The following is a 26,924-nucleotide window of genomic DNA, read 5'->3' on the forward strand; positions in this document are numbered from 1 at the left end:
GACGAAGGGATGATGAAAGTAACCATTCAACGCGCCACCGTGGATGATGCAAAACAGCTGAGTGAAATGGGGTATGCCAGCTACCGGCATCACTTTGGGCATCTATGGGAAAACCAGACGGAGCTTGCCGCCTTTCTTGAGCAGGAATACGCGCCGCAGGCGATAGCAGACAGCCTGCTGCAGCCGGGCACTTACTGGCTCATTGCCAGCGCACAAATGCCAGTCGGATTCGCAAAATTCTCAACCCAGCAGACCATCGAGCCCGAGGGGCTGTCGGGTACGCTCCTGCATAAACTCTATTTATTGCCGGATGCCACGGGACACCGCTACGGCGAGCAACTCCTTGCGGAAGTGATTCGCCAGGCAAAAGCCTGTTCGGAAAATCTGCTGTGGCTGGAAGTCCTCGAAAAGAACCCTCGCGCACGCCGGTTTTACGAAGCGCAGGGGCTGAAACATGTCAAAGACACCCTCTTCGTCACTGCGGCGCAAACCAGCACCCTCCATATTATGTCGATGCCAGTCTAAGGAGATGTATGCCAGAGCAACGCCAGACGGCTATTCGTCATGTTGTCTGCGGCGAAAACGTCGTCATTTACGAACCCGCGAATCTTTATGAGTGTTCGCTGGGCGATAACGTCTTTATCGGCCCGTTTGTTGAAATCCAGGCTAACTCGCACATCGGTGCTGACAGCAAAATTCAGTCCCATACCTTCATCTGCGAGTACGTCACCGTCGGTGAGCGCTGTTTCATTGGCCATGGGGTGATGTTCGCCAACGATATGTTCCGCGACGGTAAACCCAATGCCGACCGGCGCAGCTGGGGACACATTCGCGTGGGCAACGACGTTTCAATCGGCAGCGGGGCCACCATTCTGGCTGTCTCAATTTGTGATGGGGCGGTGATTGGGGCGGGAAGCGTGGTGACAAAGTCCATCACCGAAAAAGGGGTTTACGCCGGGAACCCGGCGAGACTGTTGCGGCGTTTGTAAGGTGCCCGGCAGGCGTAACGCTACCGGGCACTCACGCATCATCTGAAGTTGATGTTCTTATCGCTGGTCATGTCGTACAGCTGGAATTTACGCCCCAGCTGCTGACCACCGTCACGCGTCAGCGGCGTCCAGCCAATTGCCGCACGGCTGCGGGTTGGGCCTGACGAGAACAGATCCAGCGGAATGGAGACGTACACGCCTTTGGTGAAGTCCCCTTCCCCGTACTCGTCCGGCGAGACGTTAGTGATCGTGGCATAGCCACCGACCACCACACCGCTGTCGAAGTGTTTAGAGATATCCAGCGTGCCGCCTTTATCCCCCGCCAGATACTGACCAACGCTGGCTTTCACCAGTACATCCGGGGCAAACGACGGCGTCCAGTAGGCCGTCAGATGGCCGGTTTTAACGCTGTAGTCGGTGAACTTCATCATGTCCTGCGCGCTGCGCCAGTCACGCTGTTTTACGTAGTTGGCATCAAGACCAAACGCCCAGTTGCTGTCTACCGGACGGTAGAGCACTTCAGCCCCCGCGCCGCCAAACATCGTTTCCAGATAACCGCCGTAAACCTGGCCGTAGAAACCGTTACCGAAGTACTGGAAGTAGTTGGCCTGCAGGTTGTTTACGTAAGCATCGTTCTGCACATATTCACGTACGCGAGTACGCACGCGCGGCAGCTTCGAGTCGTTCGGCGGGTTGGTATAGTTGAACTTGTCGTAGTTGTTGGCAAGGTTACCGAACAGGCTGCCGGTGGTCAGCAGGTGGTCGGTGACCCACAGATCCGCCGTCGCCATGACGCCCAGCTGATACATGTAGAAGTTTTCTGGCCCACCAACAGACTGGTTCAGTACCGGATCGATATGGAAATCAAAGCGCGACTTATCGATATACCAGCCCTGCTCGGTGGTGTCTGGCACCACTGGCTCAACGCGTTTTTGCACCAGCTCGGTTTCATGCCCAAGCGGTTCGCCTTCCAGATGGCGCTTAAGGCTGGCGACATCCGTTTCCGTCGTAACCTGCGGCATGTTCAGACGGTTTTCGGTCACGCGGATCGTGCTGATCCCGTCCGGCAGATCGTTCATGATGATCCGGTTGGCACGTTCGATCCCTTCCCGCGAGTCGCGGTATTTCACCTGCTCGCCGGTCACGTACAGCGTATCGCCTTTCACCTGAATCTTCGGATCCGCCAGACCGGCGTTGTATTTCAGCAGGGTCAGCTGGTTCGCCACGACGGAGTGCTGCAGAATGGCATCCTGCGGCTCCGGCTGGTAGGCAGGGCGCGCGTTGTCGTTGTAGTGGGGCCGCATATCGTTAAAGTTGGTACGCAGCGTCACGCCAAACATCACGGTATTGCCACGCTCATAGCTGAGGTTAACGTCAGCCCAGTCAGCCACACGGTAAATGGCACCGACGTTAAATTTGCTCTTCTGCTCAATCTTACCGGCGAAATCCTGTGAATAGTCATTCCCTTCGTATTCCAGCTTCAGGCGCAGCGGCTGCCAGGGCGTCTGGTACTCTACGCCGCCAAACAGCGAGGCCGGGCCGTGGAACATCTGGTCGCCGTTGATGGAGCCTGCTTTCTGATAGCTGTTATCGCGATAGCAATATTTGTCGCTGTAGGAGCAAAACGGGTTTTTCACGTTGCCGCTGGTGCCCAGATACCCCCAGCCGAGACCGAGCGAAAAATCAAACGGTCCCCAGGCTTTGCTGGCCACCACGTATTCCGCATCAAACAGACCGGTACCGCCGATATCCCGCGCGCCAACGGAGACCTGCGGCATCCAGTAGCTCTCTTCCCACAGACGCAGCTTCACGTCGAACGCTTTATCTTTGTAGGTCTGATCGCCGGAGAAGGACTCGACGCTGCTGTACCGTTTGGTGCGCACGTCAGTGTAGCGCAGCGTGGTTTCGAGCCACGGAAACAGCTGTACAGCGGCGGAGTAGTAGCGATACTGATCGTTATCACGGTAGTTGAGGCTGATTTCCCCTTCCCGCGCCATGCGCGCGGTAGGCGTTTGCAGTAAACCGACGCCGCCGAAGTCTGACTGAGACGGGCCAATGGGTGCCGGATACGTTTCTGCATGGCAGGCGGCACTCACGCACAACGCCAGCATGCTATAGAGATAGGTTCTTTTCATTATTCCGGTATCCGCTGTTTCAGGGAGTGAAGGATATCGGCGTTCAGCCCGTCATATGCCTTCGTCCAGAAATGGTCGGCAAAACCGACAAAAATGACGCTGCCTGGCATCGGTTCGATATGGCGTTTATTCCAGTAGGCTACTGGTGCTTTTTGCGTTTGGCCGTCCGGGTACACCACCCATGCGTAGCTCTTATCCGCACCGCTCAACAAATTTTGTTCATCGAGATAGCTCGCCACATCGCGACCCGGCATAAACGGCTTGTCACCGGGACTGCTGACAAGCCCGAACACGGTAATGGTAGAAGGCTGAACAGGTAGCCAGAGCGTGTACTCACCTTCCAGTGACGGGTTAGCCGTTTCCGCGACGCGAACGTGGTCCGGATCGAGATTGACCGGCAACCGTCCGGTGACCTTCAGCGCCTTAAGCTGCTGGCGAAGGCTGTTAATGGCCGCCGCGTCGTCACCCTCTTCCTGCTCCGCCAGCCCTGTTAGCCTGGCGAGCAGCGCGTTATGTTGTTGCTCCGCCACCACCGTCGCCTGTCGTTCACTGATGACCGCACCCGGCCACCAGCTGTTCGCCAGCCTTGGCTGGCCGACGAGATCGATTAAGTGTCCGGCGTTGGTCAATGTTTTAGGCTTCGTATTGTCCTGCGTATAGACTTTTACCGTCCCGGCAGACCATGCGAGCGGCGTAGCAAAGCTTGCGATCAGCGCAACGCGAATAAGTGTTTTCATGATTTCGCGGCCTTGATCAGCGTGGTTTTGACCGGGAAGAATCCGGCACCCAGATACTGTAACGACTGGCGTATCTGGCCGTCATCGTCCACCCAGAAGCGATTATGCCAGGTTGCCTGATCGGTAGTGACCTCTTCATCCAGCACGCGAACCCGGGTTTCGTCGCTGCCCACATTGACGCTGTCCGTGCCATCCCAGCGGAAGGTGGAGCGGGCGGTGGCATAGCGAACCTGCTTGTGTTCGGTCCAGCCCATCGTGCGGGTCCAGCTTGCCCCGTCGGTTATCTGGTTCGGCTTGTTCAGCGGATCGGCGGCGAGATTGTTGACTTCAAGCAGGTTGTCGCCCCCGAGCAGGGTTTTCACGATACGGCTGTGCTGCGTTACGATGGTGGCCTGATCCTGCGTCACCCATTTCTGCTGCCCGTTTTCATCGAAAGCGAGCACCACAAACAGCTGTGGGCCATCGTTGAGCTGCATGTACTGACTGGCATAGGGCATGTTCTGAAGTTCGTCATCGGTCAGATGCACGCCCGGCGTACCGAACATGCTTTCCCACAGTGAATGGCCCAGCCCTTTGGTGGTGGCCGAGCATGCCTGCAAAAGCAGACAAATCAGGATGATCCCAGGTCGCTTCACGACTCTTCTCCGCATTATTGCCGGGTGATGCTGCGCTTACCCGGTCTACAGGTCCCGAAGGCTACTGAAAAGCCAGAATAACCACACCGAAGTGTGGTTATGATTAAAACACCCGTTATTACTGGGTGCTGGTGGTCGTGGTGGTCGTGGTTCCGGTATTGGAGCCATCACCGCCACCGGTTGCCGCCAGGGCGACACCCACGGCTGAACTTACGGTGCTGGCGCTGGACGCGGTAGAAATCCCCGCAGACGCAGACGTCGCAGCCGAACCTGCCGCTTCTCCGACCTGAACCGGAGCCGCATTAACAGATGTCGCCGCAAGCGCAGATATGGCGAAAATGCCATACAGTACTTTCTTCATAAGAATTTCCCTTCATTTAATGAATGGAGATTTGCCCAAAAAGAATTTCAGGCGGATTCGAGTATACACAACTAAAGGAGAGGGTTTGCCGTAGGGGTAAATAGAAGAAGGGTTTTCGGACAATTGGATAAAATGGAAACAAAAGGACGATTAGATAATAATATAACTTATATAAATCAATGAAATAGAATTAGATCCCGTGACGGTAATTATCCGTATTTTCCTAAAATAAACCGCAGCAATTAACAGGTTAACGGCTATTTTCAGATTAAACTCACTACAGGAATTTGAGTTTAATAACAGACATCAGGAATTATCCGATAAAAAAATGCCGGCATTTCGCCGGCACTTTTTCATGACACTTTAATTACGCGCGCCATGCTTTATAACGGTTGATCAGACCATTTGTGGAGCTGTCGTGGCTGTTAATCGCGTTATCGTCACCCAGTTCAGGCAGGATACGGTTTGCCAGCTGTTTACCCAGCTCAACGCCCCACTGATCAAAGGTGAAGATGTTCAGGATAGCGCCCTGAGTGAAGATCTTATGCTCGTACAGGGCAATCAGCGCACCCAGGCTGAACGGCGTAATTTCGCGCAGCAGGATGGAGTTGGTTGGACGGTTGCCTTCGAACACTTTGAACGGCACAACGTGGTCCAGCGTGGCCGGATCTTTACCCTGGTCGCGGTATTCCTGCTCAACCACGTCACGAGACTTACCGAACGCCAGCGCTTCAGTCTGTGCGAAGAAGTTAGACAGCAGCTTCGGATGGTGGTCTGACAGCGGGTTATGGGTAATGGCCGGGGCGATGAAATCGCACGGAACCATTTTGGTGCCCTGGTGGATCAGCTGATAGAACGCATGCTGGCCGTTAGTGCCTGGCTCGCCCCAGATGATTGGGCCAGTCTGGTAATCCACGGCGTTACCGTTACGGTCAACGTATTTACCGTTGGATTCCATGTTGCCCTGCTGGAAGTAGGCCGCAAAACGGTGCATGTACTGGTCGTATGGCAGAATCGCTTCGGTTTCAGCCCCGAAGAAGTTGTTGTACCAGATACCAATCAGCGCCAGCAGCACAGGCAGGTTTTTCTCAGGTGCGGTGGTGGAGAAGTGTTTATCCATCGCATGCGCGCCGGAGAGCAGCTCAACAAAGTTGTCGAAGCCGACGGAGAGGATGATCGACAGGCCGATAGCGGACCACAGAGAGTAACGACCCCCCACCCAGTCCCAGAACTCGAACATGTTCGCAGTGTCGATACCGAACTCGCTAACGGCTTTCCCGTTGGTCGACAGCGCGGCGAAGTGTTTCGCCACGTGCTTGTTGTCGCCTGCGGTTTTCAGGAACCAGTCGCGCGCGCTGTGGGCGTTGGTCATGGTTTCCTGAGTGGTGAAGGTTTTAGACGCGACCAGGAACAGGGTCGTTTCCGGATTCACGTTCTTCAGCACCTCGGCGATGTGGGTACCATCGACGTTAGAAACAAAGTGCATGTTGAGGTGGTTTTTGTATGGGCGCAGCGCTTCGGTGACCATGAATGGGCCAAGGTCAGACCCGCCGATACCGATGTTAACCACATCTGTAATCGGTTTGCCGGTGTAGCCTTTCCAGCTTCCGGAGATGATCGCTTCAGAGAAAGCTTTCATCTTTTCCAGCACTGCGTTCACTTCCGGCATCACATCTTTGCCGTCAACGACAATCGGAGTATTGCTACGGTTACGCAGCGCCACGTGCAGCACGGCACGGTCTTCGGTGCGGTTGATCTTCTCACCGGAGAACATGGATTTGATGGCGTCGGCCAGCTCAGTCTCTTTCGCCAGATCCTGCAGCTTCGCCAGCGTTTCTTCGGTAATGCGGTTTTTGGAGAAATCCACCAGCATCAGGTCATCGAAGGTCGCGGAGAACTTATTGAAACGATCGGCATCTTTCGCGAACAGGTCCGCGATGGTGACGTCTTTCATTTCATCATAATGTTTCTGTAGTGCCTGCCAGGCAGCGGTCTGCGTTGGGTTGATGTTTTTCATTAGCAATACTCTTCTGATTTGAGAATTGTGACTGCGGTCGATTGTAGCGCCTGCAAATAAAAATTGTGATGGTTTTTATGCCATTGCCCTGGCCTGCATCAAACACAGGTGAAAAGACCCGAAAAGTATAGCTGCTGAAACGCCCTTCAGGGGCGGCGAAATGTCGGTCAAAAGGCGGTAAAAAGAAGCATAAAATATGGCCCTGTTATAAGTCCTGTTACTGAGGGGTACCCCCCCATAAAAAATCCGCATAATCCCAGCATTGACAGGACCTCCCCCACATTTTATTTATAGGGCCGTATTTTGCGCCTGCACCTGTTCTCGTTTCATTCTTGTGCCAAGGTCGCTTTATTCATTCCCTGACACGAGGTTGTTATGACGAGTTTTGTGGTCGCCAAATTTGGCGGCACCAGTGTGGCCGATTACGATGCCATGAACCGCAGCGCCGATGTGGTGCTGGCCGATCCGAATACCCGCCTGGTGGTGCTTTCCGCCTCTGCTGGCGTGACGAACCTGCTGGTTTCTCTGTCTGAAGGACTGGAAGCAACCGAACGTTTCGTTAAGCTGGACGCACTGCGCAAAATTCAGTTCAACATCCTTGAACGTCTGCAGAATCCGAACGTGATCCGTGAGGAAGTGGAACGCCTGCTGGAAAATATCACTACCCTGGCTGAAGCCGCCTCTCTGGCGACCTCCACCGCGCTGACCGATGAACTGGTCAGCCACGGCGAGCTGATGTCCACGCTGCTGTTCGTGGAGATCCTCCGCGAGCGTAACGTCCATGCCCAGTGGTTTGACGTGCGCAAAGTCATGCGCACCAGCGATCGCTTTGGCCGTGCCGAGCCGGATGTTGAAATGCTGGCCGAGCTGACCCAGCAGCAGCTGGCTCCGCGCCTGGCAGAAGGGATGGTGATCACTCAGGGCTTTATCGGTAGCGAAGCCAAAGGCCGTACAACAACGCTTGGCCGCGGCGGCAGTGACTATACGGCAGCCCTGCTCGGCGAAGCGCTGCATGCCACCCGTGTGGATATCTGGACTGACGTGCCGGGTATTTACACCACCGACCCGCGCGTGGTCTCTGCGGCGAAACGCATTGATGTGATCGCGTTTGAAGAGGCGGCCGAAATGGCCACCTTCGGCGCGAAAGTATTGCACCCGGCGACGCTGTTGCCGGCCGTGCGCAGCGATATCCCGGTCTTCGTTGGCTCCAGTAAGGATCCCAAAGCAGGCGGTACGCTGGTGTGCAAGAAAACCGAAAACCCGCCATTGTTCCGAGCGCTGGCCCTGCGCCGCCGCCAGACGCTGGTGACGCTGCACAGCCACAATATGCTGCATTCTCGCGGTTTCCTGGCGGAAGTGTTTGGCATCCTCGCGCGCCATAATATCTCCGTGGATTTGATCACCACATCCGAAGTGAGCATTGCGCTGACGCTGGACACCACTGGCTCCACGTCAACCGGCGACACCCTGCTGACGCAGTCGTTGCTGATCGAACTCTCTGAGTTGTGCCGCGTGGAAGTGGAAGAAGATCTGGCGTTGGTTGCCATCATCGGCAACAAGCTGTCGCGTGCCTGCGGCGTGGGCAAAGAGGTCTTCGGCGTACTCGACCCGTTCAGCATTCGTATGATTTGCTACGGCGCCTCCAGCTACAACCTCTGCTTCCTGGTGCCAGCCGATCAGGCCGAGCAGGTCGTGCAAAAACTTCATCAGAATTTGTTTGAATAAAATTCGTTAGCACGATAAACAATACCTATAAGCCGGGCACAGACCCGGCTTTTTTATAACTAAACAACACGACAATACTGCAAGGACAATCTATGTTATCCGCCATCACCCGGCTGTTCCCGTTGTGGGCACTGCTGCTTTCCGTACTCGCGTATTACACTCCCACCCACTTTACGGGCATTGGCCCGTGGGTCACGACGCTGCTGATGCTGATTATGCTCGGCATGGGCGTACACCTGAAAATTGACGACTTCAAACGCGTCCTGTCGCGCCCGGCCCCCGTAGCGGCAGGGATTTTCCTGCACTATCTGGTCATGCCGCTTGCGGCCTGGCTGCTGGCCATGGCCTTTAAAATGCCGCCAGATTTATCCGCCGGTATGGTGCTGGTTGGCAGCGTGGCCAGCGGCACGGCATCCAATGTGATGATTTACCTGGCAAAAGGTGATGTGGCGCTCTCGGTGACCATCTCTTCCGTTTCAACGCTGGTGGGCGTGATTGCCACGCCGCTGTTAACGCGTCTGTATGTGGATGCGCAGATTCAGGTAGACGTCATGGGGATGCTGCTCAGTATTCTGCAGATTGTGGTGATCCCGATTGCGCTGGGCCTGGTGATTCACCATCTGTTCCCGCGCGTGGTCAAAGCCGTTGAACCGTACCTGCCTGCCTTCTCGATGGTCTGTATTCTGGCCATCATCAGCGCCGTGGTTGCCGGCTCTGCATCGCACATTGCCTCAGTGGGCTTTGTGGTGATCATCGCGGTGGTGTTGCATAACACCCTTGGTCTTTTGGGCGGTTACTGGGGCGGGAAGCTGTTTGGTTTCGACGAATCTACCTGTCGTACGCTGGCAATCGAAGTGGGGATGCAAAACTCGGGGCTGGCCGCAGCACTGGGCAAGATCTACTTCTCGCCGCTGGCAGCCCTGCCGGGTGCGCTGTTCTCCGTCTGGCATAATCTGTCCGGCTCGCTGCTGGCAGGCTACTGGTCAGGCAAACCCATTAATGAGCCCGCGAAAAAAGATGCAGTGAAACAGGGTTAATTTCCTTCGCTTGCTTTACACTGGAGCCTCCCCTTCAGGAGGCTTCAGCAATGGCTACACCACGTTTGACCCAGAAAGACATGACGGAAGCTGAGCAGCGCGAACTGAAAACGCTCCTCGACCGCGCTCGTATCGCCCATGGCCGCACGCTGACTAACGCCGAAACCAATCAGGTTAAAAAAGAGTACATCGATAAATTGATGGCTCAGCGTGAAACTGAGGCGAAACAAGCCCGCAAGCTGAAAAAAGAGCAGGCTTATAAACCCGATAAAGAAGCGACCTTTTCCTGGTCAGCCAATACCTCACCCCGTGGAAGGCGCTAATTAGCGCCCTTTCTTTTTACGCCCCGGCTGGACGAAGCGTTTGCCCGCAGGTTTGCCGCGGCTTTTCTCTTCTGATGGCGGCGCTTTCACCACCGGGCGCTTAATGGCCTGGGTTTTCGGTTTGGCTTTCGTTTTTGGCTTCGCTTCAGACGATGAATTCTCGATGAGCCTGAACAGCTCAATCAGTTCGTCATCCGTTAAATCACGCCACTCGCCCAGTGGAATACCGGTCAGACTCACGTTCATAATGCGCGTACGTTCGAGCTTCACCACGTCATAACCGAAGTGCTCGCACATCCGGCGGATCTGACGGTTTAAGCCCTGCACAAGGGTAATGCGGAAAGCAAACGGCGCCTCTTTCTTCACCTTGCACTTCTTCGTGACGGTCCCCAGAATCGGCACACCTGCGCCCATACCGCGGATAAAGTCGTCCGTGATCGGCTTATTGACCGTGACGATGTACTCTTTCTCGTGGTCGTTACCGGCACGCAGAATTTTGTTCACCAGATCGCCGTGGTTGGTCAGGAAAATCAGCCCCTGTGAGTCTTTATCAAGGCGGCCAATCGGGAAGATACGGCTGCTGTGGTTAACGAAATCAACAATGTTGTCCCGCTCGCCGTCTTCCGTGGTACTGACGATGCCAACCGGCTTATTCAACGCGATAAATACCAGGTCTTCCGCATCACGCGGTTCAATGAGCTGACCATTCACTTTGACCACGTCACCGGGCACGACCTGGTCACCGATGGTGGCGCGTTTGCCGTTGAGGAACACGTTACCCTGTTCAATGTAACGGTCCGCCTCGCGACGTGAGCAGATCCCGCTCTCGCTAATGTATTTGTTTAATCGTGTTGATTGAGTTGGCAGCATAGTTTCTCCTGTAAAGGCGAAATATACCTTAGGTTTGGGCTGGTAAAAAGATTAGCCGACGGTTACCGGGCATCATGCCCGGCGTAAACCTGCTGGTTTTCAGGTTAACCACCTTATAAAGGCGCTTTCAGAGATTAATATTCATCTCGATCGTCGTCTTCATCCGGCTGCTCCATGACGCTATAAGCGACCGCGCAGAATAACGAGTTGAGACGCTTCATGTCCCCCAGCAACCCCAGGTGCAGGGAGCTGGTTTCAATGCTCTGGACGTTCTGCTGGTGCAGTCGTTCAACGTGGGCGTGCGAGTAGCGCCGGTTGAGGATACGGAAACGATGTTTGTTACGACGCAAGCGGCGTGCGCTCGGTACGTCGCTGGAGAAGAAGACCAACATCGCCAGCTTCAGGTTGCTCAGCAACTGCTCGTGCAGCGCCTCCAGCTCCTTCAGGCCTTCAACCGAGAAGGCGCGGCGCGCGGCAAGGGATTTGTCAGCAATTTCACTTCCCATACGCTCAACGATATCCGAGGCCTGCTCGAGGTTAAGCGACATTTCGATGATTTCCGCCCAGCGGCGGGACTCTTCCTCTGCCAGTTCATCCTGCGGAATACGCGCCAGGTAGAGCTTGATGGCGGTATAGAGCACGTTGATATCGTCCGCCAGCCTGCGCAGCTCTTTCTCTTCTCGCGGCTCTCCGTGCATGACCTTTTGCAGCCCTTCAAGCATCGTTTCCATGGCATCGCCCATGCGCAGCGTCTCGCGCGCGGCATTAGCCAGCGCCAGCGCCGGGGTATCCAGCGCGGAGGTGTCCAGATGCTTAGGTTTCAGACGCGCATCCAGCTCCGGTTCATCCCGAATAAGCCGTTCGCAGAAGCGGGCCATGGGTTCAGCAAAAGGCACCATCGCCAGGCAACGCACCAGGTTGTAAAACACGTGGAAATAGATAACCAGCTCAGCCTTCGGTAACGGGAGATTGTCCATCAGGTTGGCCAGTGGATAGACAAACGGCAGAATAATCAGGCTACCCACCAGCTTAAACAGCAGGCTTCCGAGCGCCACGCGCCGGGCAGCAGCGTTTGCGGCGCTGTTATTGAGCATCGCCAGCAGGCCAGAGCCAAGGTTGGCCCCGATCACCAGACACAGCGCGACCGGGAACGAGATCGCCCCCGCGGCGGTTAACGTCGCCGTCAGCAGCACAGCGGCCAGGCTGGAGTAACTGACGATGGCAAATACCGCGCCGATCAACGCATCCAGCATGATGTCCCCGGTCAGCGAGGCAAAGATGACCTGAACGCCGTTGGCCTCGGTGATGGGGGTCACCGCCTGCACAATCAGCTCCAGCGCCAGCAGGATCAACCCAAGGCCAATCCCCACGCGGCCAAGCTGTCCGGCACGCGTCTGCTTACGGCCAAGGAAGAAGATGACACCGATAAAAATCAGCAGCGGCGACAGCCAGGAGAGATCGAAGGTCAGGATACGCGCCATCAGCGCGGTCCCCACGTCAGCGCCCAGCACAATGACCAGCGCCGGTGCCAGCGCCACCAGATCTTGCGCCACAAACGAGGTCACGAGCAGGGTCGTCGCATTACTGCTCTGCACCAGTGCCGTCACGCCGATGCCCGCGCAGAAGGCGAGCGGCTTCTTCTCAACGCTGCTGCTGAGAACGGTGCGTAAGCGCGCGCCAAAGACGCGCATAACGCCGGTACGGACAATATGCGTGCCCCATACCAGCAGTGCTACTGCGGAAAGCAAGTGTAACAGGGTCAGCACGGAAGGTTCTCCTCCTTATCGTTCTACGTTTTTATGATTCAGTATAAGGGTTTAAACGTAAGAAAGAGACAGGGCGCCTCATGAGCGCCCTGTTTGTTGTAAGGAAAAGTGACGTTAGTCAGCGTCGTAGCCTAAATTGGGTGCCAGCCAGCGTTCAACCTCTGAGACACTCATGCCTTTGCGCAGGGCGTAATCTTCAATCTGATCGCGCTGCAGCTGCGCGACGGCGAAGTATTTGCTGTCGGGATGGCTGAAATACCAGCCGGACACCGATGCCCCAGGCCACATGGCGAAAGACTCGGTGAGCTTCATGCCGGTATGGGCTTCTACATCCAGCAATGTCCAGATAGTGCCCTTTTCGGTGTGTTCCGGGCAGGCTGGATAGCCCGGAGCCGGACGAATCCCCTGATAGTTTTCGCGGATCAGCTCCTCGTTGCTGAGGTTCTCATTGGCCGCGTAGCCCCAGTGTACCTTGCGCACGCGCTCGTGGAGGTACTCTGCGAAGGCTTCCGCCAGACGATCGGCAATCGCTTTCACCATGATTTTATTGTAATCATCGTGCTGCGCGTCGAACGCCTCCGCCAGCGCATCTTCCTCAAGACCCCCGGTCACGGCAAACGCCCCGATATAATCCGCTTTCCCGGAAAGCTTCGGTGCAACGAAATCGGCCAGGCAGTAGTTAGCAAAGCCCACTTTCTCGGTTTGCTGGCGCAGATGGCGACTTACTGCCAGCACGTGCGTGCGGGTCTCGTCGCGATAAATTTCGATGTCGTCGCCCACACGGTTCGCCGGGAACAGGCCCACCACGCCGCGCGGGTTGAGGCTTTTTTGCGCACTCAACTGGTCAAGCATTTCGTTGGCGTCGTTGAACAGGCGTTTGGCTTCTTCCCCGACCACCTCATCTTCAAGGATGCGGGGATATTTGCCCGCCAGTGACCAGGTCATGAAGAACGGTGTCCAGTCGATGTAGTTACGCAGCGTCTCGATGCTGGCAGTGACGTCCTGAACGCCCAGACGATGCGCCACAGGGGGCGTATAGCTGGCCCAGTCAAACGCCAGATCGTTATCGCGTGCGGCCTGGAGTGTCACCGGCGGCGTCCGCGGTTTCTTACGGCCATGCTGAATACGCACGGTCTCGTACTCTTTGCGGGTACGCGCGACGAAATCATCACGCTGGGTGGCAGACAACAATGCCGACACGACGCCCACAGTACGCGAGGCGTTTTGCACATAAACCGTCGGGCCACTGTAGTTCTGCTCGATTTTCACCGCCGTGTGCGCTTTGGACGTTGTCGCCCCGCCAATCAGCAATGGAATGGTAAAGCCCTGACGCTCCATCTCTTTCGCCACGTTGACCATCTCGTCCAGCGACGGGGTAATCAGCCCGGAAAGTCCAATCAGGTCAGCATTCACTTCGCGCGCGGTTTTGAGGATTTTATCCGCCGGCACCATCACGCCAAGATCGATAATCTCGTAGTTATTACACTGCAGTACGACGCCCACAATGTTCTTACCGATGTCATGCACGTCGCCCTTCACGGTGGCGATCACCATTTTACCGTTGCTGGAGCCTTTCTCTTTGCTGGCTTCGATAAAGGGTTCGAGATAGGCCACCGCCTGCTTCATGACGCGTGCGGATTTCACCACCTGCGGCAGGAACATTTTGCCTTCGCCAAACAGATCGCCGACCACGTTCATGCCGTCCATCAGCGGCCCTTCGATCACTTCAATCGGGCGCGTCGATTGCTGTCGTGCTTCTTCGGTGTCCTGTTCAATAAACTCGGTAATTCCCTTAACGAGTGAGTATTCCAGACGTTTTTTCACGTCCCAGGCACGCCACTCCGCCTGCTGAATGTTTACCGATGCATCGGATTTACTGCCGCGGTATTTCTCGGCCAGATCCAGCATGCGCTCGGTGGCGTCATCACGCCGGTTGAGGATCACGTCTTCTACGGCGTCGCGCAGTTCCGCCGGCAGGTCGTCGTAAATGGCCAGCTGTCCGGCGTTAACGATCCCCATGTCCATACCGTTACGGATAGCGTAATAGAGGAACACGGCGTGGATAGCTTCACGCACCGGATCGTTACCGCGGAAGGAGAATGACACGTTCGATACGCCGCCGGAGATCAGCGCATGCGGCAGCTCGCGTTTGATGTCTTCACACGCGCCGATAAAGTCCTGCGCGTAGTTATTGTGCTCTTCAATACCGGTAGCAACCGCGAAGATGTTCGGGTCGAAGATGATGTCTTCCGGCGGGAAGCCCACCTCTTCGGTCAGAATTTTGTATGCGCGGCGACAAATCTCAATTTTGCGCGCACGGGTATCGGCCTGGCCCATTTCATCGAAGGCCATCACCACCACGGCGGCACCATAACGGCGCACCATCTTCGCGTGGTGGATAAAGGTATCAACGCCTTCTTTCATCGAGATGGAGTTAACAATGCCTTTACCCTGAATACACTTCAGCCCTTTCTCGATGACTTCCCACTTAGAGGAGTCAATCATGATCGGCACCCGGGCAATGTCCGGCTCACCGGCAATCAGGTTGAGGAAGCGCACCATCGCCGCTTCGGCGTCGAGCATCCCCTCATCCATATTGATGTCGATGATCTGGGCGCCGCTCTCAACCTGCTGGCGGGCCACGTCCAGCGCTTCACTGTACTTCTCTTCTTTAATCAGCCGTTTGAATTTCGCCGAACCGGTCACATTAGTCCGCTCCCCGACGTTCACAAACAGGCTGTCGTCACCGATGGTCAACGGCTCAAGGCCGGCCAAACGGCAGGCAACCGGCAGCGTAGGCAGTTGACGCGGCGGCAGACCCGCCACCGCATTGCTCATCGCGGCAATATGCTCTGGCGTGGTACCGCAGCAACCACCGACGATATTCAGAAAACCGGATTCGGCCCACTCGCGGATTTGCGCCGCCATGGTGTCTGCATCCAGATCGTATTCACCAAAGGCGTTCGGCAGGCCGGCGTTCGGGTGTGCGGTGACATAGCATTCAGCGATGCGCGAAAGTTCCTGCACATACTGGCGCAGCTCATCGGGACCCAGCGCGCAGTTCAGGCCGAAAGAGAGCGCTTCAGCGTGACGCAGGGAGTTGTAAAAAGCTTCTGTGGTCTGGCCGGAGAGGGTACGACCAGAGGCGTCGGTGATGGTACCGGAAATCATGATCGGCAGGTCGACGCCCAGCGCCTCGAACTCCTCTTTCACCGCGTAAATCGCGGCTTTGGCATTGAGGGTATCGAATACCGTTTCAATCAGGATCAGATCGGAACCGCCTTCCACCAGCGCTTTGGTCGATTCACGATACGCCGCCACCAGCTGATCAAAGCTGATGTTACGAAAGGCCGGGTCGTTCACATCGGGTGAAATCGACGCGGTGCGGTTGGTCGGGCCAAGCACCCCGGCCACGTAGCGCGGTTTGTCCGGCGTACGGGCTGTCCATTCATCAGCGCAGGCGCGGGCCAGCTTTGCCGCGGCAAGGTTTATCTCCGCCGACAGGGATTCCATCTGGTAATCCGCCATGGCGATGGTTGTCGAGTTAAAGGTGTTGGTTTCGACGATATCCGCACCCGCCTCGAAATACGCGTTGTGGATCGCCGAAATGACCTGTGGTTTGCTGAGCACCAGAAGGTCGTTGTTACCTTTGAGGTCGCATGGCCAGTCGGCGAAACGCTCGCCACGGAAATCGTCTTCACTCAGACGATAGCTCTGGATCATGGTACCCATGCCGCCGTCCAGCACCAGAATTCGTTTATTTAACTGCGCACGCAGTTGCTCTACTTTGCTGCTCACACTTGCTCCCGACAACGCTCAACCAGGCCAAAAGGCCAGCAGTCCATACTGGCACAATCTCGCAGGGTGTAAAAGTCACACAGCGGTAACATGAGACATGTTCACTATCACTCATCCGATCAGTCAGGATAACGGTTGCAAAATCACCAAATAAAACGAAAATGATTTCCACGATACAGAAAAAGGAGTTCGTCATGGTCACGACCGTTCCCGCTAAACGCGGCAGAAAACCTGCTGCCACCACCGCCGCCTCTCAGGGCGGACAGGTTCAATCGCTCACGCGCGGTTTGAAGCTGCTGGAATGGATAGCCGAGTCGCACAGCAGCGTGGCCCTGACAGAGCTGGCACAGCAGGCTGGCCTGCCGAACTCAACGACCCATCGACTGTTGACCACGATGCAGCAGCTGGGCTTTGTGCGCCAGGTGGGCGAGCTGGGACACTGGGCGGTGGGCGCACATGCGTTTATCGTCGGCAGCAGCTTCCTGCAGAGCCGCAACCTGCTGGCGATTGTGCACCCTATTCTGCGCAAGCTGATGGAAGATTCCGGCGAGACGGTAAACCTGGCCGTGCTCGACCAGAGCGACCATCAGGCCATTATCATCGATCAGGTACAGTGCACGCAGCTAATGCGTATGTCGGCACCGATTGGCGGCAAGCTGCCGATGCATGCCTCCGGGGCGGGGAAAGCGTTTCTGTCGCAGCTCAGCGAAGAGCAGGTCACCGGGCTGCTGCACCGGAAAGGGCTGCACGCCTACACCCACGCCACGCTGGTCTCACCGGTACATCTGAAAGAAGATCTGGCCCTGACCCGCAAGCGCGGCTATTCGTTTGATGACGAGGAGCATGCGTTAGGCCTGCGCTGCATTGCGGCCTGCATCTTTGACGAGCACCGCGAGCCGTTTGCCGCCATTTCGATCTCCGGACCGATTTCCCGTATGACCGATGACCGCGTCACGGAGTTAGGTGCGCTGGTGATTAAGGCGGCGAAAGAGGTCACGCTGGCATATGGCGGGATTCGATAACATCGGGTGCACCTGAATCCCTCTCCCGTCGGGAGAGGGGGCATTACACCGCATATCGGATGCAAAACCGTTGTTTGCGGCGATAGGCATACACATCTTCCACATGCCCATTCCTGATGCGCGTCTGCAGACCCCGCCAGTAGCTGGCACGAAACAGGTCATCATGCATCTCTTCAAACAGTGGCCGGATGCGCGGGTCAGCGCACAGCCAGTGACGAAACTCCTCAGGAAAGACATCTCCCGGTGAGATGCTGTACCACGGCTCGCCGGACAGTTCATCTTCCGGATAGCGGGGCTGCGGTATATCGCGAAAATTCACCTCAGTCATATAGCAAATTTCATCGTAATCGTAGAACACCACCCGCCCGTGACGGGTGACCCCGAAGTTTTTAAACAGCATGTCGCCCGGGAAGATATTCGCGGCGGCAAGCTGACGGATAGCGTTGCCGTATTCTTCAATGGCATCACGCAGTGCCTGACCTTCGGACTGCTCCAGCCAGATATTGAGTGGGATCATGCGGCGTTCGATATAGAGATGGCTGATGGCAATTTTGTCGCCCAGATCGGTGATTTTCGCCGGCGCTTCCTGCAGTAATAACGCCATTAATGCCGGATCGATCTGCTGCTTATCCAGCACAAAGTTCTCGAACTCCTGGGTGTCCGCCATTCGCCCGACGCGATCGTGCTCTTTAACCAGCTGGTAGCAGGCGCGGACGTGAGCAGCGGTCATCTCCTTCTGCGGCGCGAACGTATCTTTGATGACCTTAAACACCCGATCAAAACCCGGCAGGGTAAAGACCAGCATCACCATGCCGCGAATACCGGGGGCTTCGATAAATTGCTCATCTGCCGTGGTGACATAGCGCAGATATTCCCGATAGCTTTCCGTCTTGGCGTGCTTCTGACAGCCAATGGCCATGTACAGCTCGGCGGTGGTTTTCCCCGGGAGGATCTCGCGCAACCACTCCACCAGAGCAGCAGGCAGCGGGGCATACACCATAAAGTAGGAGCGGGCGAAACCAAAGACAATGCTGGCCTCGGCGCTGGTCGTCAGGCAGGTATCAACAAACAGTTCACCGTCATCGGTACGATGGATGGGTAACAGAAACGGCACAATGGCCGACGGTGTCATCAGTTTACCGACCAGCCAGGCGGCCTTATTACGGTAAAAAAGCTCATTGGCAACCTGCAAATGGCTTTGCCCGAGCACCTCTTCGCCGAAGGTCTCCTTGAGATGCGCAGAGATATAGCCGATATCACGGGTTTTATTCTCCCAGGGCAAACGCAGCGGCAAATCCGTTAATACGCGATGCAGGAGTTTTTCCCAGCCACGATCGGGAAAGAAATCCTTCGCCAGCGGACGCGGAATAGTGCGAAAGCGGCGTTCCGGCTGAGAGCTAAAGATAAATAACCGCTCAGGAGATAATGAGCGGTGGTCAAATAACCGGCAATAGACGGAGTTGAAAAAGCTCTCCGCAATCTCGAAGCGCGGGTAATCAGGTAACAGATGGGTGTAATGCTCCTTCACGCGCAGTAAAAACTCCGCGTCAGGGATTTTGCCGTCGGTAATGCAGCGCAACTGCTCCACCACCAGACCCACATGGTGGTCGTAAAGGTGGATTCGCTGCTTCATGGCCTGCTGAACCGCATGCCAGTCGGCGTGCTCAAAACGCTGCTGCGCGCCGGATGTGACTTCCAGGAAACGTCCGTACTGGGCATCGAAGCCCTGCAGAATAGTTTGGGCAATCAGTAATTCCAGACCACGCGACATTGTTCATGCTCCCTCACCCCGGCCCCCTCCCGACGGGAGAGGGAGTATGTTCACAGGCCCGGTAGCGTGCTACCGGGCGTTACACGGCTCAGAACTGGGCTTCTTCCGTCGATCCCGTTAAGGCGGTGACGGAGGAGGTGCCCCCCTGGATGATAGTGGTCACGTTATCGAAGTAACCGGTCCCGACCTCCTGCTGATGCGAAACGAAGGTATAGCCCTCTTTACCGGCAGCAAATTCCGGCTGCTGCACCTTCTCAACGTAATGTTTCATGCCTTCACCCTGCGCGTAGGCATGCGCGAGGTCGAACATGTTGAACCACATGCTGTGAATGCCAGCCAGCGTGATGAACTGATATTTGTAGCCCATGTCGGACAGCTGCTGCTGGAAGCTGGCGATGGTTTTATCGTCCAGTTTCTTCTGCCAGTTGAAGGACGGCGAGCAGTTATAGGCCAGCAGTTTGCCCGGATATTTGGCGTGGATAGCATCGGCAAAGCGTTTTGCCAGCGCCAGGTCCGGCGTGGAGGTTTCGCACCAGACCAGGTCCGCATACGGTGCATATGCCAGCCCACGGCTGATCGCCTGTTCAATGCCAGCATGGGTACGATAAAACCCTTCGCTGGTGCGTTCACCGGTAATGAACTCGCTGTCGTAAGGATCGCAGTCAGAGGTGATCAGGTCAGCCGCATCCGCATCGGTACGGGCAATCACCAGCGTAGGTACGCCGAGCACGTCAGCCGCCAGACGCGCCGCAACCAGCTTCTGAATCGCTTCCTGGGTTGGGACAAGGACTTTCCCGCCCATGTGTCCGCATTTCTTCACTGACGCGAGCTGGTCTTCGAAGTGAACGGCCGCTGCACCGGCCTCAATCATCGATTTCATCAGCTCAAAGGCGTTCAGCACGCCGCCGAATCCCGCTTCCGCATCCGCGACGATTGGCAGAAAATAGTCAATAAAACGCGGATCGTTTGGCTCAATGCCTGCCGCCCACTGGATCTGATCCGCACGGCGGAAGGTGTTGTTGATCCGATCCACCACGGTTGGTACCGAGTTTGCCGGATAGAGCGACTGATCCGGATACATGCTGGAGGCCAGGTTGGCGTCCGCCGCAACCTGCCAGCCGGAAAGATAGATGGCTTCGATGCCGGCTTTCGCCTGCTGCAGGGCCTGGCCGCCAGTCAGCGCGCCGAGGCTATTGATGTAACCTTTTTTGGCACCGCCGTGCAGCAGATCCCACATTTTCGCCGCGCCGCGCTGCGCCAGGGTACATTCCGGATTGACCGAGCCACGCAATTTCACCACCTCTTCCGCGCTATACGGGCGGCGGATGCCTTCCCAGCGAGGTTGGGTCCACTCTTTCTTCAATTCTTCGATTTGTTGGGTACGGGTTTTCATGTGCAGATGCTCCATATTGTTGTGGGGTGAATTACGCCAGGAAGCGGTAGCCCGGCAGGGTCAGGAAGTCGATTAAGTCATCGGATGTGGTGATTTGCTCCATCAGGCGAGCGGCGTCATCAAAACGTCCGCTGCTGAAGCGGTGTTCACCCAGTTCGTCCTGGATCACCCGCATCTCTTCGGCCAGCATCTGACGGAACAGGGATTTGGTCACCGGCTTGCCGTTGCTGAGCGTTTTTTGATGGTGGATCCACTGCCAGATTGAGGTGCGAGAGATTTCGGCGGTAGCGGCATCTTCCATCAGGCCGTAGATCGGCACGCAGCCGTTACCGGAGATCCACGCTTCAATGTACTGGACGGCTACGCGGATATTGGCGCGCATGCCCTCTTCCGTACGCTCGCCCGCACACGGTGCCAGCAGGTGTTCTTCAGCCGTTGGGGCATCCTCATCACGCGTCACAAACAGCTGGTTTTTGTTCTCACCAAGTACGCGGTTGAAGACGTCCATTGCCGTATCCGCCAGACCCGGATGCGCGATCCACGTTCCGTCATGGCCATTTCGTGCTTCAAGCTCTTTATCGGCTTTCACCTTGTTGAGCACCTGATTGTTACGTTCAGCATCTTTGCTTGGGATAAATGCTGCCATTCCCCCCATCGCAAAGGCCCCACGCTTGTGGCAGGTCTTAATCAACAGGCGTGAGTAGGCACTCAGGAACGGTTTATCCATGGTGACAACCTGGCGATCCGGCAGTACACGATCGGGATGATTTTTCAGGGTTTTGATGTAGCTGAAGATGTAATCCCAGCGTCCACAGTTCAGCCCAACAATATGGTCGCGCAGCGCATGCAGAATTTCGTTCATCTGGAACACGGCAGGCAGCGTTTCAATCAGCAGGGTGGCTTTAATGGTGCCGCGCGGCAGGTTGAAACGATCTTCCGTGAAGCTAAACACTTCACTCCACCAGGCCGCTTCCTGCCAGGCCTGTGTTTTCGGCAGATAGAAATAGGGGCCGCTGCCTTTTGCCAGCAGATTCTTGTGGTTGTGGAAGAAATAGAGGGCGAAGTCAAACAGACTGCCCGGAATGGCTTCGCCACGCCAGGTGACATGCTTTTCAGGCAGATGCAGTCCACGTACGCGACAGATCAGAACCGCCGGATTGGGTTTCAGTTGATAGATTTTGCCGGCTTCGTTGGTATAGCTGATGGTGCCATTTACGGCATCGCGCAGATTGATTTGCCCGTCGATAACCTTATGCCAGTCCGGCGCCAGTGAGTCCTCAAAATCTGCCATAAAGACTTTTACGTTCGCGTTCATGGCGTTGATCACCATTTTGCGCTCCACCGGGCCGGTGATTTCGACGCGCCGATCCTGTAAATCATCCGGAATGCCGCGGATTTTCCACTCACCACGGCGAATGGAAGCGGTTTCCGAAATAAACCCAGGCAACTTGCCATCATCAATTTCCTGCTGCTGATGAATGCGTGCCGCCAGCAGCTTATTGCGCGTTGGCGTAAAGCGGGTCACCAGTTCGGTCAGGAATTCGACAGCGTCTGCTGTCAAAATTTGCTGTTCTTGCTCGCCATGCGGCTGGGTAAAGGCCAGTTCATCGACCGTCGTTGCCTGTTGAGTCATTACTCTGCTCCTCATCAAAGATCCAAAATCACGCCCCCGATGCGAACGAAAGATCGTTGTGTAGTTTTCGCTCAGCAGAATTAAGACTATCTATATTTTTTCCAAAATCAAAAACAATTTCCATTTTAATTATTAAATGCATTTAACGCATTGATTAATATGAAATTAAAGTTTTATTGTTTGTTGAGTGACATTTCGGAAATGAAAAAGGCACCCGAAGGTGCCTGATGTGAATAGCTGAAACGCTTTAGGATCGTTTAGTGCAGAAGATTACTCCAGCGTTGGATTCATGTGGCGCAGATCGTATGGCGTGATCTGGTAGACGTAATAGTTGAGCCAGTTCGTAAACAGCAAATTCCCGTGGCTACGCCAGGTGGCTCTCGGTTTGTTCTGTGGATCGTTTTTGGGGAAATAGTTGTACGGAACGTCCGGATTCAGACCGGCTTCAACGTCACGGAAATACTCCGACGCGAGGGTGTTCGGATCGTACTCAGGATGGCCGGTAACAAAGGCAATGCGCTTGTCTTTACTGGCAAACAGGTAAGCATCCCCGTCTTCGGTTTCGGCCAGGATATCGAGATCGGTGTAATCACGAATCAGCTGTGCCGGGAAATCGGCGTAGCGCGAGTGTGGGGCCAGGAAGGAGTCATCGAACCCGCGCGTCAACAGGGCGTGAGGTTGGACAAGGTGGTGCTCGTAAACACCTGAAAGCTTCTCAGTGCGGGTTTGTTTGGGGATTCCATAGAGGATATTCAGGGCGGCTTGCACCGCCCAACAAACAAACAGCGTGGACGTGACGTGATCTTTAGCCCACTCCAGTACCTGTTTGATCTGCGGCCAGTAGGCAACATCATTAAATTCGACCAGGCCCAGCGGTGCACCGGTCACAATCAGCCCGTCGAAGTTTTCGTCGCGAATGTCGTCGAAGTTACAGTAAAAATTATTCAGATGCTCTGAAGGCGTATTTCGCGACTCACGGGCATCAATTCGCAGCAGCTGGATATCAACCTGCAGCGGCGAGTTCGAAAGCAAACGCAGGAACTGGTTCTCTGTTTCGATCTTTTTCGGCATCAGATTGAGAATAAGCACCTTCAGTGGGCGAATTTCCTGACCTGTAGCGCGTGAAGTCGTCATCACAAAGACGTTTTCATCACGTAAGAAATTGACGGCTGGTAGCTCGTCCTGCACCCGAATCGGCATAACCTCATATCCTCACAGCATACGTATAAACGTTTAGACATCCAGACAGCTAACGATACCCAGAAACAGGCTGAATGTCGAGTCTGCAAGCGGAAGGTGAGAAAGTTTCAAGGAGGAAGTAAGAAGCCCAAAAAGCAAAAAACCCCGCACCATACGGTACGGGGTTCTTTTAATTGATGCCTGGCAGTTCCCTACTCTCACATGGGGAGACCCCACACTACCATCGGCGCTACGGCGTTTCACTTCTGAGTTCGGCATGGGGTCAGGTGGGACCACCGCGCTAAAGCCGCCAGGCAAATTCTGTTATCTGTATCAGCTGAAAATCGTCTCTCATCGCCAAAACATCTTCGGCGTTGTAAGGTTAAGCCTCACGGTTCATTAGTATCGGTTAGCTCAACGCATCGCTGCGCTTACACACCCGACCTATCAACGTCGTAGTCTTCAACGTTCCTTCAGGAGACTTAAAGTCTCAGGGAGAACTCATCTCGGGGCAAGTTTCGTGCTTAGATGCTTTCAGCACTTATCTCTTCCGCATTTAGCTACCGGGCAGTGCCATTGGCATGACAACCCGAACACCAGTGATGCGTCCACTCCGGTCCTCTCGTACTAGGAGCAGCCCCCCTCAATTCTCCAGCGCCCACGGCAGATAGGGACCGAACTGTCTCACGACGTTCTAAACCCAGCTCGCGTACCACTTTAAATGGCGAACAGCCATACCCTTGGGACCTACTTCAGCCCCAGGATGTGATGAGCCGACATCGAGGTGCCAAACACCGCCGTCGATATGAACTCTTGGGCGGTATCAGCCTGTTATCCCCGGAGTACCTTTTATCCGTTGAGCGATGGCCCTTCCATTCAGAACCACCGGATCACTATGACCTGCTTTCGCACCTGCTCGAGCCGTCACTCTCGCAGTCAAGCTAGCTTATGCCATTGCACTAACCTCCTGATGTCCGACCAGGATTAGCTAACCTTCGTGCTCCTCCGTTACTCTTTGGGAGGAGACCGCCCCAGTCAAACTACCCACCAGACACTGTCCGCAACCCGGATCACGGGTCTACGTTAGAACACCAGCCATTAAAGGGTGGTATTTCAAGGTTGGCTCCACGCAGACTGGCGTCCACGCTTCAAAGCCTCCCACCTATCCTACACATCAAGGACCAGTGTTCAGTGTCAAGCTATAGTAAAGGTTCACGGGGTCTTTCCGTCTTGCCGCGGGTACACTGCATCTTCACAGCGAGTTCAATTTCACTGAGTCTCGGGTGGAGACAGCCTGGCCATCATTACGCCATTCGTGCAGGTCGGAACTTACCCGACAAGGAATTTCGCTACCTTAGGACCGTTATAGTTACGGCCGCCGTTTACCGGGGCTTCGATCAAGAGCTTCGCGTTACCGCTAACCCCATCAATTAACCTTCCGGCACCGGGCAGGCGTCACACCGTATACGTCCACTTTCGTGTTTGCACAGTGCTGTGTTTTTAATAAACAGTTGCAGCCAGCTGGTATCTTCGACTGATTTCAGCTCCACCCGCAGGGGCTTCACCTACATATCAGCGTGCCTTCTCCCGAAGTTACGGCACCATTTTGCCTAGTTCCTTCACCCGAGTTCTCTCAAGCGCCTTGGTATTCTCTACCTGACCACCTGTGTCGGTTTGGGGTACGATTTGATGTTACCTGATGCTTAGAGGCTTTTCCTGGAAGCAGGGCATTTGTTACTTCAGCACCGTAGTGCCTCGTCATCACACCTCAGCGTTAACAAGGAACCGGATTTACCTGGAACCTCCGCCTACATGCTTAAACCGGGACAACCGTCGCCCGGCTAACATAGCCTTCTCCGTCCCCCCTTCGCAGTAACACCAAGTACAGGAATATTAACCTGTTTCCCATCGACTACGCCTTTCGGCCTCGCCTTAGGGGTCGACTCACCCTGCCCCGATTAACGTTGGACAGGAACCCTTGGTCTTCCGGCGAGCGGGCTTTTCACCCGCTTTATCGTTACTTATGTCAGCATTCGCACTTCTGATACCTCCAGCACCCCTCACAGGACACCTTCAACGGCTTACAGAACGCTCCCCTACCCAACAACACATAGTGTCGCTGCCGCAGCTTCGGTGCATGGTTTAGCCCCGTTACATCTTCCGCGCAGGCCGACTCGACCAGTGAGCTATTACGCTTTCTTTAAATGATGGCTGCTTCTAAGCCAACATCCTGGCTGTCTGTGCCTTCCCACATCGTTTCCCACTTAACCATGACTTTGGGACCTTAGCTGGCGGTCTGGGTTGTTTCCCTCTTCACGACGGACGTTAGCACCCGCCGTGTGTCTCCCGTGATAACATTCTTCGGTATTCGTAGTTTGCATCGGGTTGGTAAGCCGGGATGGCCCCCTAGCCGAAACAGTGCTCTACCCCCGAAGATGAATTCACGAGGCGCTACCTAAATAGCTTTCGGGGAGAACCAGCTATCTCCCGGTTTGATTGGCCTTTCACCCCCAGCCACAAGTCATCCGCTAATTTTTCAACATTAGTCGGTTCGGTCCTCCAGTTAGTGTTACCCAACCTTCAACCTGCCCATGGCTAGATCACCGGGTTTCGGGTCTATACCCTGCAACTTAACGCCCAGTTAAGACTCGGTTTCCCTTCGGCTCCCCTATACGGTTAACCTTGCTACAGAATATAAGTCGCTGACCCATTATACAAAAGGTACGCAGTCACCCCATAAAGAGGCTCCCACTGCTTGTACGTACACGGTTTCAGGTTCTTTTTCACTCCCCTCGCCGGGGTTCTTTTCGCCTTTCCCTCACGGTACTGGTTCACTATCGGTCAGTCAGGAGTATTTAGCCTTGGAGGATGGTCCCCCCATATTCAGACAGGATACCACGTGTCCCGCCCTACTCTTCGAGTTCACAGCCTGTGTGTTTTCGTGTACGGGACTTTCACCCTGTACCGTGCGACTTTCCAGACGCTTCCACTAACACACAAGCTGATTCAGACTCTGGGCTGCTCCCCGTTCGCTCGCCGCTACTGGGGGAATCTCGGTTGATTTCTTTTCCTCGGGGTACTTAGATGTTTCAGTTCCCCCGGTTCGCCTCGTTAACCTATGTATTCAGTTAACGATAGTGTGACGAATCACACTGGGTTTCCCCATTCGGACATCGCCGGGTCAAAGGTTCATATCACCTCGCCGGCGCTTTTCGCAGATTAGCACGTCCTTCATCGCCTCTGACTGCCAGGGCATCCACCGTGTACGCTTAGTCGCTTAACCTCACAACCCGAAGATGTTTCTTTCGATTCATCATCAGTTTGCGAAAATTTGAGAGACTCGAACACACATTAACTGTGTGTCGTTTCAATTTTCAGCTTGATCCAGATTTTTAAAGAGCAAAATTTCACAATGCACTTCGCAGTACATTTTGAAATTTATCATTCATCAGACAATCTGTGTGAGCACTACAAAGGCAGGTTCTTTAAGGTAAGGAGGTGATCCAACCGCAGGTTCCCCTACGGTTACCTTG

Annotated in this window: 18 protein-coding genes and 3 rRNA genes (1 of these 21 only partly in view); 6 read left to right on the forward strand and 15 right to left on the reverse strand. The window is 55.2% G+C overall.

The features are described 5' to 3' along the window. Positions 1 to 9: 9 nt before the first annotated feature. Positions 10 to 525, forward strand: coding sequence for a GNAT family N-acetyltransferase (locus L466_RS00105; protein ID WP_032681925.1), 516 nt, complete (start codon positions 10 to 12; stop codon positions 523 to 525). Positions 526 to 533: 8 nt separating this feature from the next. After that, positions 534 to 989, forward strand: coding sequence for an acyltransferase (locus L466_RS00100; RefSeq protein ID WP_014168190.1), 456 nt, complete (start codon positions 534 to 536; stop codon positions 987 to 989). 38 nt (positions 990 to 1,027) lie between these two features. Here the strand turns inward: L466_RS00100 and L466_RS00095 are convergent, their stop codons facing one another. The 5 genes from L466_RS00095 to pgi all read right to left on the reverse strand — a co-directional run bounded on the left by L466_RS00095 (position 1,028) and on the right by pgi (position 6,874). Further along, positions 1,028 to 3,124 (reverse strand): YjbH domain-containing protein, encoded by a 2,097-nt coding sequence (locus L466_RS00095; RefSeq protein WP_014168189.1) that lies wholly within the window; start codon positions 3,122 to 3,124, stop codon positions 1,028 to 1,030. Continuing rightward, on the reverse strand, positions 3,124 to 3,861 hold the full coding sequence (locus tag L466_RS00090) for a capsule biosynthesis GfcC family protein (RefSeq protein WP_032679376.1): 738 nt from the start codon (positions 3,859 to 3,861) through the stop codon (positions 3,124 to 3,126). Before L466_RS00090 ends, L466_RS00095 begins: the two co-directional genes overlap by 1 nt. Then, positions 3,858 to 4,496 carry a YjbF family lipoprotein gene (locus tag L466_RS00085; RefSeq protein ID WP_025206403.1) on the reverse strand — a complete coding sequence of 213 codons (639 nt, stop codon included), beginning with the start codon at positions 4,494 to 4,496 and terminating at the stop codon, positions 3,858 to 3,860. The genes L466_RS00090 and L466_RS00085 overlap by 4 nt, the downstream gene beginning before the upstream one ends. A gap of 118 nt (positions 4,497 to 4,614) precedes the next feature. Next, positions 4,615 to 4,857: an exopolysaccharide production protein YjbE gene (yjbE, locus tag L466_RS00080; RefSeq protein ID WP_014168186.1), complete on the reverse strand. Its 243-nt coding sequence runs from the start codon at positions 4,855 to 4,857 to the stop codon at positions 4,615 to 4,617. Positions 4,858 to 5,224: 367 nt separating this feature from the next. Then, the gene (gene pgi / locus L466_RS00075) at positions 5,225 to 6,874 is read right to left on the reverse strand and encodes a glucose-6-phosphate isomerase (RefSeq protein WP_025206404.1); all 1,650 of its coding nucleotides are present in this window, start codon (positions 6,872 to 6,874) and stop codon (positions 5,225 to 5,227) included. Between the two features lie 375 nt (positions 6,875 to 7,249). Here pgi and lysC point away from each other — a divergent pair, with 375 nt between their 5' ends. From lysC to L466_RS00060, 3 genes are all read left to right on the forward strand, one after another. Continuing rightward, positions 7,250 to 8,599 (forward strand): lysine-sensitive aspartokinase 3, encoded by a 1,350-nt coding sequence (lysC, locus tag L466_RS00070; protein WP_014168184.1) that lies wholly within the window; start codon positions 7,250 to 7,252, stop codon positions 8,597 to 8,599. Between the two features lie 92 nt (positions 8,600 to 8,691). Then, on the forward strand, positions 8,692 to 9,636 hold the full coding sequence (gene panS, locus L466_RS00065) for a ketopantoate/pantoate/pantothenate transporter PanS (protein ID WP_014168183.1): 945 nt from the start codon (positions 8,692 to 8,694) through the stop codon (positions 9,634 to 9,636). 50 nt (positions 9,637 to 9,686) lie between these two features. Further along, positions 9,687 to 9,959, forward strand: coding sequence for a YjbD family protein (locus tag L466_RS00060; protein WP_014168182.1), 273 nt, complete (start codon positions 9,687 to 9,689; stop codon positions 9,957 to 9,959). Here L466_RS00060 and rluF read toward each other — a convergent pair whose 3' ends face one another. From rluF to metH, 3 genes are all read right to left on the reverse strand, one after another. After that, entirely contained in the window at positions 9,960 to 10,829 is an 870-nt protein-coding gene (rluF, locus tag L466_RS00055) for a 23S rRNA pseudouridine(2604) synthase RluF (protein WP_032681926.1), read from the reverse strand. A gap of 134 nt (positions 10,830 to 10,963) precedes the next feature. Then, entirely contained in the window at positions 10,964 to 12,595 is a 1,632-nt protein-coding gene (locus L466_RS00050) for a Na/Pi cotransporter family protein (protein WP_020882860.1), read from the reverse strand. Positions 12,596 to 12,709: 114 nt separating this feature from the next. Then, entirely contained in the window at positions 12,710 to 16,393 is a 3,684-nt protein-coding gene (metH, locus tag L466_RS00045) for a methionine synthase (protein ID WP_032681927.1), read from the reverse strand. Between the two features lie 194 nt (positions 16,394 to 16,587). Between metH and iclR the strand changes: the two genes are divergently transcribed. Beyond that, a complete protein-coding gene (gene iclR, locus L466_RS00040; protein WP_020882862.1) occupies positions 16,588 to 17,415 on the forward strand; it encodes a glyoxylate bypass operon transcriptional repressor IclR in 828 nt (275 codons plus the stop codon). Positions 17,416 to 17,458: 43 nt separating this feature from the next. Here iclR and aceK read toward each other — a convergent pair whose 3' ends face one another. The 7 genes from aceK to L466_RS00005 all read right to left on the reverse strand — a co-directional run. Next, positions 17,459 to 19,186, reverse strand: a complete 1,728-nt coding sequence (aceK, locus tag L466_RS00035; RefSeq protein WP_032681928.1) for a bifunctional isocitrate dehydrogenase kinase/phosphatase — start codon at positions 19,184 to 19,186, stop codon at positions 17,459 to 17,461. 88 nt (positions 19,187 to 19,274) lie between these two features. After that, a complete protein-coding gene (gene aceA, locus L466_RS00030) occupies positions 19,275 to 20,579 on the reverse strand; it encodes an isocitrate lyase (RefSeq protein WP_020882864.1) in 1,305 nt (434 codons plus the stop codon). Between the two features lie 31 nt (positions 20,580 to 20,610). Beyond that, the gene (aceB, locus tag L466_RS00025; RefSeq protein WP_032681929.1) at positions 20,611 to 22,212 is read right to left on the reverse strand and encodes a malate synthase A; all 1,602 of its coding nucleotides are present in this window, start codon (positions 22,210 to 22,212) and stop codon (positions 20,611 to 20,613) included. A 270-nt stretch (positions 22,213 to 22,482) separates the two neighbouring features. Further along, the gene (metA, locus tag L466_RS00020) at positions 22,483 to 23,412 is read right to left on the reverse strand and encodes a homoserine O-acetyltransferase MetA (protein WP_014168174.1); all 930 of its coding nucleotides are present in this window, start codon (positions 23,410 to 23,412) and stop codon (positions 22,483 to 22,485) included. Between the two features lie 178 nt (positions 23,413 to 23,590). After that, positions 23,591 to 23,706 (reverse strand): 5S ribosomal RNA (gene rrf / locus L466_RS00015). A gap of 63 nt (positions 23,707 to 23,769) precedes the next feature. Then, positions 23,770 to 26,674, reverse strand: a 23S ribosomal RNA gene (locus tag L466_RS00010). Between the two features lie 208 nt (positions 26,675 to 26,882). Further along, positions 26,883 to 26,924: ribosomal RNA gene (locus tag L466_RS00005) — 16S ribosomal RNA — on the reverse strand; it runs 1,498 nt beyond the window's last position. The 16S, 23S and 5S rRNA genes sit together here, the layout of an rRNA operon.

Source organism: Enterobacter sp. BIDMC 30 (assembly GCF_000534355.1).
GTDB classification, from domain to species: Bacteria; Pseudomonadota; Gammaproteobacteria; order Enterobacterales; family Enterobacteriaceae; genus Enterobacter; species Enterobacter ludwigii.

Bases quoted from the DNA above. Each gene is read 5' to 3' on its own strand.
- L466_RS00060 (WP_014168182.1), top strand. From the start codon at position 9,687: ATGGCTACACCACGTTTGACCCAGAAAGACATGACGGAAGCTGAGCAG.
- L466_RS00105 (WP_032681925.1), top strand. From the start codon at position 10: ATGATGAAAGTAACCATTCAACGCGCCACCGTGGATGATGCAAAACAG.
- aceA (WP_020882864.1), bottom strand. From the start codon at position 20,579: ATGAAAACCCGTACCCAACAAATCGAAGAATTGAAGAAAGAGTGGACC.
- L466_RS00100 (WP_014168190.1), top strand. From the start codon at position 534: ATGCCAGAGCAACGCCAGACGGCTATTCGTCATGTTGTCTGCGGCGAA.
- pgi (WP_025206404.1), bottom strand. From the start codon at position 6,874: ATGAAAAACATCAACCCAACGCAGACCGCTGCCTGGCAGGCACTACAG.
- aceB (WP_032681929.1), bottom strand. From the start codon at position 22,212: ATGACTCAACAGGCAACGACGGTCGATGAACTGGCCTTTACCCAGCCG.
- L466_RS00090 (WP_032679376.1), bottom strand. From the start codon at position 3,861: ATGAAAACACTTATTCGCGTTGCGCTGATCGCAAGCTTTGCTACGCCG.
- aceK (WP_032681928.1), bottom strand. From the start codon at position 19,186: ATGTCGCGTGGTCTGGAATTACTGATTGCCCAAACTATTCTGCAGGGC.
- rluF (WP_032681926.1), bottom strand. From the start codon at position 10,829: ATGCTGCCAACTCAATCAACACGATTAAACAAATACATTAGCGAGAGC.
- L466_RS00095 (WP_014168189.1), bottom strand. From the start codon at position 3,124: ATGAAAAGAACCTATCTCTATAGCATGCTGGCGTTGTGCGTGAGTGCC.
- panS (WP_014168183.1), top strand. From the start codon at position 8,692: ATGTTATCCGCCATCACCCGGCTGTTCCCGTTGTGGGCACTGCTGCTT.
- metA (WP_014168174.1), bottom strand. From the start codon at position 23,412: ATGCCGATTCGGGTGCAGGACGAGCTACCAGCCGTCAATTTCTTACGT.
- lysC (WP_014168184.1), top strand. From the start codon at position 7,250: ATGACGAGTTTTGTGGTCGCCAAATTTGGCGGCACCAGTGTGGCCGAT.
- iclR (WP_020882862.1), top strand. From the start codon at position 16,588: ATGGTCACGACCGTTCCCGCTAAACGCGGCAGAAAACCTGCTGCCACC.
- yjbE (WP_014168186.1), bottom strand. From the start codon at position 4,857: ATGAAGAAAGTACTGTATGGCATTTTCGCCATATCTGCGCTTGCGGCG.